Source organism: Campylobacter sp. BCW_4341 (assembly GCF_001764255.1).
GTDB lineage: Bacteria > Campylobacterota > Campylobacteria > Campylobacterales > Campylobacteraceae > Campylobacter_D > Campylobacter_D jejuni.
This window is the reverse complement of sequence record NZ_MKAH01000005.1, coordinates 138992-148193: the sequence shown is the minus strand read 5'-3', so window position 1 is coordinate 148193 and position 9202 is coordinate 138992. Positions and strand designations below refer to the sequence as shown.

Annotated in this window: 13 protein-coding genes; 3 read left to right on the top strand and 10 right to left on the bottom strand. The window is 28.1% G+C overall.

The window, feature by feature from the left end; genetic code table 11:
- Positions 1–53: 53 nt before the first annotated feature.
- The gene (locus AJN70_RS00845) at positions 54–791 is read right to left on the bottom strand and encodes a hypothetical protein (protein WP_044778549.1); all 738 of its coding nucleotides are present in this window, start codon (positions 789–791) and stop codon (positions 54–56) included.
- Positions 784–2010: a hypothetical protein gene (locus AJN70_RS00840; protein ID WP_070210152.1), complete on the bottom strand. Its 1227-nt coding sequence runs from the start codon at positions 2008–2010 to the stop codon at positions 784–786. Before AJN70_RS00840 ends, AJN70_RS00845 begins: the two co-directional genes overlap by 8 nt.
- A 127-nt stretch (positions 2011–2137) precedes the next feature.
- On the opposite strand from AJN70_RS00840, the gene AJN70_RS00835 reads away from it, so the two are divergent.
- Entirely contained in the window at positions 2138–2722 is a 585-nt protein-coding gene (locus AJN70_RS00835) for an IMPACT family protein (protein WP_002881678.1), read from the top strand.
- 43 nt (positions 2723–2765) lie between these two features.
- Here AJN70_RS00835 and AJN70_RS00830 read toward each other — a convergent pair whose 3' ends face one another.
- From AJN70_RS00830 to AJN70_RS00805, 6 genes are all read right to left on the bottom strand, one after another.
- Positions 2766–3149: a hypothetical protein gene (locus AJN70_RS00830; RefSeq protein WP_002895392.1), complete on the bottom strand. Its 384-nt coding sequence runs from the start codon at positions 3147–3149 to the stop codon at positions 2766–2768.
- 75 nt (positions 3150–3224) lie between these two features.
- Positions 3225–3560, bottom strand: a complete 336-nt coding sequence (locus AJN70_RS00825) for a hypothetical protein (RefSeq protein ID WP_002859498.1) — start codon at positions 3558–3560, stop codon at positions 3225–3227.
- Positions 3550–5127: an ABC-F family ATP-binding cassette domain-containing protein gene (locus tag AJN70_RS00820; protein ID WP_070295339.1), complete on the bottom strand. Its 1578-nt coding sequence runs from the start codon at positions 5125–5127 to the stop codon at positions 3550–3552. The genes AJN70_RS00825 and AJN70_RS00820 overlap by 11 nt, the downstream gene beginning before the upstream one ends.
- A gap of 76 nt (positions 5128–5203) precedes the next feature.
- On the bottom strand, positions 5204–5671 hold the full coding sequence (locus tag AJN70_RS00815; RefSeq protein ID WP_070287091.1) for a hypothetical protein: 468 nt from the start codon (positions 5669–5671) through the stop codon (positions 5204–5206).
- Positions 5672–5720: 49 nt separating this feature from the next.
- Positions 5721–6074, bottom strand: coding sequence for a hypothetical protein (locus AJN70_RS00810; protein ID WP_002783105.1), 354 nt, complete (start codon positions 6072–6074; stop codon positions 5721–5723).
- Positions 6075–6325: 251 nt separating this feature from the next.
- Positions 6326–6748: a hypothetical protein gene (locus tag AJN70_RS00805; protein WP_002778403.1), complete on the bottom strand. Its 423-nt coding sequence runs from the start codon at positions 6746–6748 to the stop codon at positions 6326–6328.
- A 166-nt stretch (positions 6749–6914) separates the two neighbouring features.
- On the opposite strand from AJN70_RS00805, the gene AJN70_RS00800 reads away from it, so the two are divergent.
- Positions 6915–7124: a transcriptional regulator gene (locus tag AJN70_RS00800; protein WP_002778401.1), complete on the top strand. Its 210-nt coding sequence runs from the start codon at positions 6915–6917 to the stop codon at positions 7122–7124.
- A 60-nt stretch (positions 7125–7184) separates the two neighbouring features.
- The gene (locus tag AJN70_RS00795) at positions 7185–8141 is read left to right on the top strand and encodes a hypothetical protein (RefSeq protein WP_070295338.1); all 957 of its coding nucleotides are present in this window, start codon (positions 7185–7187) and stop codon (positions 8139–8141) included.
- Between the two features lie 4 nt (positions 8142–8145).
- Here the strand turns inward: AJN70_RS00795 and AJN70_RS00790 are convergent, their stop codons facing one another.
- The gene (locus AJN70_RS00790; RefSeq protein WP_002857612.1) at positions 8146–8718 is read right to left on the bottom strand and encodes a YceI family protein; all 573 of its coding nucleotides are present in this window, start codon (positions 8716–8718) and stop codon (positions 8146–8148) included.
- 73 nt (positions 8719–8791) lie between these two features.
- Positions 8792–9154, bottom strand: coding sequence for an HIT family protein (locus AJN70_RS00785; RefSeq protein ID WP_002857306.1), 363 nt, complete (start codon positions 9152–9154; stop codon positions 8792–8794).
- Between the last annotated feature and the right edge of the window lie 48 nt (positions 9155–9202).

The following is a 9202-nucleotide window of genomic DNA, read 5'->3' as shown; positions in this document are numbered from 1 at the left end:
TAAATATTTGTGTAAGTATTTATATAAGTATTTGGTGGGTTAAAAAATGGGGGCTATATTTTAGAGCACTCGTAATTTTTATTTTTTATATTAACAAATTGACTTTTAAGTGTTTTAAAATCTGGAATATAAGCATAACCGCTAAGCGTATCTATAACGATACAAAGAGCATGCTTTTTTGATAACAAACGTATAATGCAATCTGAATTATTCTTTGCTAAAGTTTTTTCATATGCATAATTGGCATTTTTTAACGGAGAATACACTCTGCCCATTTCATCAAATACTAATCTAGTAAATCCTGAACAAGATCCTTTGAATTCAACCTTTTCTATTCCAAATCTTTTTGTAAGATTAAATCTTTGTGTAGTTTTTTCATCATCTTTACTAATAACTCCACTTTGACCTGAATTCATTAATTTGTTATGATTGATTACATCAACAGCAATTTCTCTATCTATATTGATTTCAGTTTTACCTAAATTAGCATTTCCATCGCCATTTTTATCCAAGAAAATAGTATATGTTTGATCATAACCCGTGGCAGCTGATTTTATAAAATAAATCTGCCATTTACTTTTAAACCACTCTCTTTTTGCGATAGCCAACTCATCAACTCTTATACCTTCTTGCATCATGGCTAAATTTTGGGTGTATTGGATATCATTAAGAATTTGTATTGCACCTTCTAGTAGATTGTCTTTTTTTAAGTAAAGACTGCCTAAATTAAAAACTATACCTAAAATGAGAATTATAAACACAAATTCCAACAAACTGAAAGCTTTAATCATAGTTTAAAATCTGATATACTTTTTCATATTTTCCAAGTTTTACTTTAACAATTTTTTTGTCCATATCATGCTTATCGGCTTGTTTTAAAGCTTTTAAATAAAACTTATTGCTATTTTTTATTCCATAAAATCGCAATCTTTTTTGCAAACTTGGAGCTGTTGCAAGCTCTAAAACATCTTGTTTTTTTAATTCTAGCGCCAATTCTTTAGCAAAATGATAATTATTGGCAAAATGACGATTTGGATTGTTTATAAAATAATACAATAATTGATTAGCGACGATTAAAAAGTAACAAAATATCAAAAAAATTATAGAACATTCTATAAAGATTTTATACCTTAATCGAAAAACTGGTAATCTCACCCTATAACTTTGCATTAAAGTTTTTATAAGTAAAGGAGTGCAAATAACACAAAAAGGCAAAAAATCATCTAAAAAAAGTTTTTGTCTTAAAGAAAGCAACAAACAAAATACAAATGTTACGCTCATTAAAAACCATAATAAATTTTTATATTTCTGAAAAGTCAAACGATAAATAGTATAAAAAAAATACACAAAAACCAAAGGAGAAAAACATGCAGCAAAAATTCCTAAAGTATCTAAAAAATAACCTCTTGGACGACCACCTGTATCAAAACCATAAAAACTAATACTCGCTCCAAACAAAACAAGAGATAAGGTAAATAAAATAGCATTTCTTTTATAAATTCCAAAAAAGAAAAAAGTTAAAAATAAAATATTAAAAGATTTATCAACAAATAACACTATAATCAATAATATATAAAAAAGCCATTTTTTTTCATATTCGTAAGCACATAATATAGCAAGGGTTAAAAAAATCACCAAAGATGCGGCATTAACCAGTAAAGCACTTGCAACAGTACCCGGCAATAAAACAAATAACAATAAAGAAAAAAAAGCATCAATTTTAGTTTTAGTATATTTTAAAGCTAGCAAATACAAAAGCAAACAACTTAAAAAATGAAAAAATAAAAAAGGAAGCCTTAAACCAAAATCATTTTGCCCAAAAATAAAAGTTCCAAAATGAGATATATAATAAAGCAAACTATGGGAAAAAATAAGTGATTTACCCTGCTCACCAAAATAAATATCAGCTTCATCAGTACTAATACTCAGTGTTGAAATTCCATAAAGCAAAGCCAACAAATCAAGACTAAGTAAAATGATGATAAGTTTATAATTTTTGATTTTTTCCATAATGAAAATTTTACAAAATTAAACTTAAAATATCAATGCAAATCATATAAATATCAAACATCTTAAAAATTAACATCAAATTGATTTTAGTTTTTATAAGTATAATTTTAAACAAAAAAAGGCAAAAATGCAAACTATTGATCAAATTTTTCAAACACAAATCGATATTAAAAAATCTATTTTCTTATCTTTTCTTTGCCCTTTTAAAGATTTTAAATTTTTAATAGAAACGCTAAAAAAAGAGCATCCAAAAGCTGTTCATTTTGTCTATGCTTATCGTGTTTTAAATGATTTTAATCAAATTGTAGAAGATAAAAGCGATGATGGAGAACCTAAAGGAACTTCTGGAATGCCAACTTTAAATGTTCTAAGGGGCTATGATCTTATCAATGCGGCTTTAATCACTGTAAGATATTTTGGCGGTATAAAACTTGGTACAGGGGGACTTGTAAGAGCCTATAGTGATGCGGCAAATGCCGTGATTAATAATTCTTCTTTACTTTCATTCGAATTGAAAAAAAATATAACCATTGCTATTGATTTAAAAAATTTAAATCGTTTTGAACATTTTTTAAAAACTTATTCTTTTAATTTCACAAAAGATTTTAAGGATTGCAAAGCTATATTACATATCAAATTAAATGAAAAAGAGGAGCAAGAATTTGAAATTTTTTGTAAAAATTTTGCACCTTTTGAAATAGAGAAATTATAAATTCTTGCAAGTAAATACAAAAGCTCCAAAATGGAGCTTTTGATTAAATTGCGTTCAATAAATCATTTAACAAAGTATTATTCTTACTTTGTTCATTTGCACCTTGTTGTGTAAGATCATTGTGAACGCTAGCACTTTGAGCTCTCATAGACAACTCGCCTTCATTTTGTCTAAAACGATAAGCGTAAACATTTGACATTTGAGCATAATTACTTAAATTTGAATTTGAGTTTTGCGCATTGCTTTGAAAACTATTGCTAGAATTTAAAGCATCTCCGCTTGACTTCTCATCCGCCTTATTTAATATATCCATAAAATCAGAATTTCCAGATGAAGAATAATCTTCAACCTGTTTATCCACCTGTTTATACTGACCACTAATAGCATCGTATTCATACGAGCTGATCGTTCTATAATTTACCTGCATAGTTTTCTCCTTTCAAAATATGCAAAAACTATACAAGCAAAAAGTGTTCCTTTTTTATGCAAAAATTAATGTTTTTCAATCATGATGAGTAGGCAAATGCTCCACATCAAGCTCATTATTGGCTATAAATTCTTCCTTGGCTTTTTTACAGTTTTCATCACGCATTTTGCGGTATTCATTGCGAATCGTGATTTCTTTATCGCTTAGAGGTCTATCTTCTAAAAAACTGATATGAAAATAAGTATCATCGCTCTTTGAATAAGTTTTATAAAAATCTATATAGTCAAAATAATCCTTGCCATTATCAAACTCTACCACTTCTTCTATATAAATCGTAGGCCCAAAACCCTTGTGATTTTGTGTATAATGCCCAAAACCTGCGCTGTATTGAATTCTAAATTTAGCCATCATTTTCTCCTAAAAATTCTTGATAAGTTCCACGAAAATCTGTAAGCTTACCATTTTCTAAATGCCAAATTCTATTAGCAAAAGCAGAAACTAACTCCCTATCGTGGCTGATACAAAGCACTACACCCTTGAAATTATACAAAGCTTCGCCTAATGCAATAATACTTTCAAGATCTAAATGGTTATCAGGTTCGTCTAAAAGCAAGAAATTTGGACGCTCTAGCATCAAACGAGAAAGCATTAAACGATGTTTTTCGCCCCCACTTAAACTTGCTGCTATTTTTTCTTGATCGCTGCCACTAAAAAGCATTCTACCTAAACACTTGCGGATTTCATCTAGATCTTTAAATTTTTCACTCATAAGCCATTCGTAAAGTTTCAAATTTTCACAAATTAAATTACTTGTATCTTGAGGAAAATATCCAAGCTCTATAGTTACCCCAAGATGTATAAATCCACTATCTGGACTTATAGCATGGGCGATGATTTTTGCCAAAGTACTTTTGCCCACACCATTTGCCCCAATCAAAGCGATTTTATCATTTTTTTCTATTTTTAGCTCCAAATTTGAAAATAGTTGTTTATCATAAGCCTTGCCTATACCTTTAAATTCTAAAACTTCATTACCTATTTCACGATTGGTTCTAAAAACTATGCTAGGATCTCTACGGCTTGAAATTTTAATCTCTTCAAGCTCTAGTTTTTCAAGTGCCTTAGCGCGGCTTGTGGCTTGTTTTGCCTTAGAAGCATTCGCACTAAAACGGCGAATGAAATTTTCTAATTCTTCTCTTTCTTTCAAGGTTTTATCGCGTTTAAGCTCAGCTTGTTTTGCCAAAAGCGTTGAAGCCATATACCAATCATCGTAATTTCCCGCAAAATCACGAATTTGTTTAAAATCCACATCCAAAATTCTTGTGCAAATTTTATTTAAAAAATGCCTATCATGAGAGATGACAACCAAAGTCCCTTCATGTCTTAAAAGTTCATTTTCAAGCCAAGAAATCGCCTCTAAATCAAGATTATTTGTAGGCTCATCTAAAAAAAGTACATCCGCACCCAAAAATAAAACTTGAGCTAGTAAGACTTTAAATTTATCCGCACTTTGTAAGGTGCTCATTAAAGCATCGAAATCTTTAATCTTTAAAGAACTTAAAATTTTTTCACAACGCGTTTCACAATCATAATTTGGATCTTCTTCAGCCGTTATTATCTCAAGCTCACCTAAACGCTCATTGATCTCATCTGTAAATTCCTCGCTCATATAAAGCTTTTCTTTTTCTTTTAAAGCCTCATATAAACGCTTATTTGCACACATCACCGCATCTTTGATGGTGTAGTTTTCAAAAGCAAATTGATCCTGTCCTAAAACTGCGATTTTTAAACCTTCATCAAATACTATTTCACCACTACTCGACTCAATTTCTCCTGAAAGAATTTTTAAAAAAGTCGATTTTCCCGCACCATTAGCACCAATAAGTCCGTATCTTTGCCCTCGAACAAGCTTTAAATTAACATTTTCAAATAAAAGCTGATTTGCAAAACGCATAGTAAGATTTTTTACTTCAACCATGATTTTCCTTAATTTTTTACTTATAAAAATTTTTAAGAAATTGTAGCGAAAAAGGCTTGAATTTTTAATTTTAAAATTAAATTTTTTGATAGTTAAAAATAAATTCTATAATTTTATTATAATTTTGTTTTTTAATTTTTTTATAGACTAAAAATAAATCTACTCCCCACCAAATAATGCCCAATAATAGAAAAATTCCAAACAACCCGAAAAAAATTTCAGAAATATCCAAGTTAGAATCATTTTCATAGCTAATTCCTAGTATCAAAAATAACACACAAGGAAATAAAGATAATACTATACGCAATATTCCTAATGCATAGTCTTTTATCATAAATCTATCGATTGCCAACCAACCTAAACTTAAAAAACCACATATCATACTCATAATTAAAGGTTTTATAGGATCTTGAAGTCTTAAAAATACCAAATTTGATAAAGCTTCTTTTTTATTTTGTAATTGTTCAAACTTAAGCTTTAAATTGAAAAAATCTTCTTGATTTATTTTATCTTGTATATTTAAAAGAAAAACATTATAGTCCATATCCAGTCTCCTCAAAATTAACTTTTTAAGGCATTTTTGCCTTAAAAAGTTATCTGGTAATTTCTACATATACCATACCATCATCAGTATATCTAGCAAAATACTCGATCCAAGCATCCCATTTGTAAGGGCGAGAATCAATACTTCCATTTGCTTTTACTTGAGCTTTACAATACTGTGTTTTACTTTCCTTATCGGTTAAATCGCTCATAAAACCGCTATAAGTAAATTTCAACTTTTTACGATCAACCTCAGAAAATCTACCAAAATTGTGTTCTAAAATAATCTCAGTTAAAACATTTTGTACATCTTGATCACTACATTTTGGAATACCGCTACTACAAGCACTCAAAAATACTGCCAAAATTCCAACAAACATAAATTTCGCATTAAAACATTTCATTAATTTCCTCCTTTTTTGTTCACCTAAATAATATTTTAGTTTCTCTTCATCTGTACCAAGTTCACCATTTTACTTGTAATCTCTAAAAAAACCTGTGCAATATTTGGAGCAACAGACAAAATATTTAAAAGCAATTTTCTTTATTGCTTAAGAATTCTAAACCTCACTTGTCACAAAAACAAAATTTACTAAAAACTTGATAAAAATATTTTGCAAACTTATTTTTGATTATTTTTCATAAAAACTCGAAATTATTGTATAATATTTGCAATCTTTTCAAAATTTTGTTTTCTTAATTTTTTACCCACTAAAAACATATCTACAATCCACCAAATCCAATTAACAAGCCACAACAAACCATATATTATCCCTAAAGCACTATATGTAATCATTAAAATACCGCAAAACATAGCTACAATTGTAATTCCCAAGCGTATAAGCCCTAAAACCCAATCTCCTATCATAAAACGACCCACTCCAAAAGCACCAAATAAAAAAGTCCCTACCCAAAATACTAGAGCGGGACTTTTTAGCTTTATCATTGGAAGCTGTGCTACTACTTCTTTTTGTTTATCCTCATTTAAGCGATCAAATTTCTCTTTTAGCATCACGGTAGATGTTGCATCTTTTGGCAATTTATCGCCAATGCTGAAAAGAACCGAATTGAAATCCATAACTACTCCTTGAAAATTAAAAAATATCTCGAATTATTCCATACTATAACTTAATTAATATTGAAATATTAAATATATTTTATATAAAAGATTGAATATTTCAAGTGTTTTTAATAAAGAAATTTTAATGTAAAATTTTTTAAAGGCTAAATTTTTAAGGTAAAAAATGACAAAAAAGAGCAAGCGTGATATGGCATATGAACTAGACATTGATGTTAGCACTTTATATAATTGGAGAAAATATAAACCCAATTTATATCGTATTGTTATGCTTGGCTTTAAATTTGATGAACTTTTAGAAAATAGTAAAAAAACTCATGAAGAATTACTTCATATAGAACAAACTATACAAGATGAGATTGCTAAATTTAAATAAAGTCCACTTTTAAGCTTTTTTCTATACAATTATCACTTTTATTAAAATCAAGGATTTGAAATGTTTTTATTAGATTTTTTAATATCATTGAGTTTTATTTTTGAAATTTCAGCACTTGTATTATCCTTTTACTTTAAAAATTCAAGAATTTTCTTTTTAACTTTAGTGCTATTAGGAGCTAAGTTGCCTTATTTTTATACAAGTTTTTTTCAAGCTAATTTATTTGTGGCTTTGTTTTTACCTATGATTTTTACTCTATTTTGCCTTGGAAAACACCATGCTTTAATTTTAAGTAAAAAAAATATCGCTTCAATTACAACCCTTATTTTTATAGGCGTTTTAAGCATCATTTTACCTAGAAATACTACTTTTAATAGCGCTGGTTTAGAATTCCATTTTATTGCATTAAATTTTTTTAAACCTGTAAGTGAATTAGGAATTTTATTTTTTTTAGTCGGCTTAATACTCATTTTTATCAAAACCTTTAAAACTAAAGAATATTATCTTATTATCGCATTTTTTGCTGCATATTTTCAGTTTTTATTCCAAGAAGGAGCAGGAATAAGGTATTTTGAATTTGCAAGTTTAGTTTTTTGTTTTTATCTTTTAAATCACGCTTATAGATTGGCTTTTTTTGACACCTTAACAAAACTACCTAATGAAAAAAGCCTTACACGCTTTACAAAGGGAAAAAACAACTATATCATTGCCTTGCTTCATTTTAATGAACTAAAAGACACTAAAGAAAGCTACACCAAACTCATCTTAAAACAAATTGCAAAAATTTTAAAACGCTTCAAAACAAAAATTTTCATCGTAGACAATGATTTTATTTTAATTTTTAATGACAAAAATCAAGCTTTAAATCATCTTGCTTTTTTAGAATCCACCTTAAAAAATACGGAATTTAATTTAGAAAATGAAAATTTTAAACCGGATTTTAAATTGATTTGGCAAGAAAGTGAAGAAAATTTGGATAAAAATTTACAAAGTCTAAGAGCAAGACTCTTAGACTAAAAAATTATTTTTCGTTTGCTTCAACTTCGATATTTAAATTAATATCATCACTTAAAGTAATAGTTGAAGTACTTGCTGCAAATTTAAAATCAGAGCGTTTGATTTTTCCATTTAAAGAAAAGCCTATTTTTTCTTTTCCATCTTTGCCTTTAGCTACACCGCCGATTTCAGTATCTAAAACGATATCTTTAGAAACTCCAGCTATAGTTAAAGTTCCTGTCATTTTACCTTTTTCATTATCGATTTTTTCATATTTTTTCATTGTAAAAGTCATATCAGGATATTTTTTTGCTTTGAAAAAATCATCTTGCTGTAAGTGATTATCTCTTGTTTGATTTTCTGTATTTACAGATGCGATTTTTATAGTTGCATCAAGCTTTTTAAATTCAGCACTCGCAGGGTCAAAATCAATCACCGCAGAATAATCTTTGAAATTTCCTTTTACATTGCTAATTTGTAAATGTTTGATTTTAAAACCTACATCTGTATGTGCTTTATCTAAAGTATATTCTTTAGCAAACAAACCTGTGCTTAACAAAGACACCGCAACCAATGAACTTAATAAAACTTTTTTCATTTTTTTCCTTTTTTATAGTAATTTTCAATATAAAAATTTTATTAGATAAAACATAACAAATCATTAATAAAAATTAAAAAATTTTACTATTTAAAAATTTTACAAATTCTTCAAATTTAGGCAAATCAAGCTTTATTGCTTCTCTTTGCTGTTTTCCCCACATACACTCAGGAAAAAACGCATCTTCTTTAAATCTTGCCATAACATGAAAATGCACCCTTGGCACATAATTTGCAAAAGAGGCGATATTGATTTTTTCAGGTTTGTAAAATTCTATCATAGCCTTTTCACAAAGTAAAATTTTTTCAAAAAGTTCTTTTTGCAACTCTAAAGGACAATCGCTAAATTCTTTATAAATTTCTTTAGTAAAAATTTTAAGCCAAGGCACTTGAGCCTCCTCTTTCTCTATATAAATCAAATCATTTTCATAAATCATTACATTCCTTTGAAATTGTATTTATGATTATTTTACAAAATTTATCAA